Origin of the sequence: Paenibacillus sp. TAF43_2 (assembly GCF_052113545.1) — a bacterium.
GTDB lineage: Bacteria > Bacillota > Bacilli > Paenibacillales > Paenibacillaceae > Pristimantibacillus.
The window spans coordinates 1-1393 of sequence record NZ_JBFRDK010000375.1; the positions used below are offsets into that span (position 1 = coordinate 1).

The following is a 1393-nucleotide window of genomic DNA, read 5'->3' on the forward strand; positions in this document are numbered from 1 at the left end:
GAGATGAATAAAGGGTCTACTCTATAAGTCAATTTGACTTGTAGAGTAGACCCTTGTTTTTCTTTGTAAATGGCTGAGTCTATTGATTAACGGTTCTTTGGAATTTATTTATGTTCAGCCAGCCATGCAGCGAAACTTTGAATCTGTTCCGTCGTTAAGCTGCTCTCGAACTTTGGCATACCCTTACGACCATTGGAAACAACATCCACTATTTCCTCTTCTGTCAGCCTGGCCCCGACCTGCTGCAAATTAGGTCCAGCTCTTCCCTGCAGCTCCGTGCCATGACAAGAAATACACCTTTTCTTATAAAGTGCCACCGCCTCGCTGCTCTCTGTACCTTCGCCGCTGTTGTCCTTATTTGGCACTTCTCCTGTTGTTCCTCCGCCGCAAGCAGACAATAACAAGACAACCACAAATGCAGCACCTACCGAAACCTGTTTTAAACTAGCCATTTAAGTTTGCCTCCTCTCATTTTTTGTCGTGGTAACATTACATTTTGATAAAATCCCCTTCATAGGTTTATCCGACGAGTAGGGCTCGGTGATCCACATGAAGGTTGTACAAGTGAGCTTTGATAGCTTTAAAAGCTTCAAATGCTTCAAAAGCATCAAAAAGCATCGATTGCATTAATATCATTTTCTTTTATACTTGCTTGCTTACGCATGACTCGATAGAGCTATTGCTGGATAAAGTCATATCTTTGTAATAAATTTTACGATAAATAGCCACATTAAAGCATTTTCCTTGTCCTCTTTCTACTCCTAACAGCAATAACTACTTTATACCGACTTGCCCTTGGTCTGCTTCGTTTATGAATAGATACAATCTCAATTAAGAAAATAACATTACCGATACTTATTCAGAAAAATACGAAGAAAAGAAGCGTTAGTCGCAAAAGCAAATTAATCCTTAATCCCTAAACATCGACTTTAAAAGGTCAGATGTACGCTGAAGATGCGCTTATTATCTCTCGCAAGACAATAATTAGCTCATTTCGCTTTCACTTTTCTCGTTTTATACAGTAAAAGGCTGTCTCAAAAGTAGATATATCTACGTTTGAAACAACCCCTATTTAACGGTGCCTTTTATTGAAGCGATATTTTTATTTTTAAAACTCATTATGTATTGTCATTTATCCAAATTCACGAAAGCTGCCTAAGATTTAGACGCTTAAAAACCGTTATTCGCAGCTGTCATCATTAATGGATAAATCTCTTACGAACCCAGCAGCTCTTATTTAGACCTTTTGTAGTGAATTTATATTTTAACGAACTCCACAATCGTTATTTCGTGGAAAATAACGCATAACACCCTATACGCATCAGCTCAAATTCGCTTGCATACAATACCTCCCGCGGAGGATTCATCCTTCATATGAACCAACATATATCTC

The 1393-nt window shown here is 38.4% G+C and carries 1 protein-coding gene; it reads right to left on the bottom strand.

Annotated elements, in window-relative coordinates; all coding sequences use genetic code 11:
• Positions 1 to 104 precede the first annotated feature (104 nt).
• Complete coding sequence (locus tag AB4Z17_RS33480) at positions 105 to 452, bottom strand: c-type cytochrome (RefSeq protein WP_441964765.1); 348 nt, start codon at positions 450 to 452, stop codon at positions 105 to 107.
• Positions 453 to 1393 lie beyond the last annotated feature (941 nt).

Excerpts from the sequence above, each read along its gene's own strand:
- AB4Z17_RS33480 (WP_441964765.1), bottom strand. The coding sequence starts at position 452 with ATGGCTAGTTTAAAACAGGTTTCGGTAGGTGCTGCATTTGTGGTTGTC.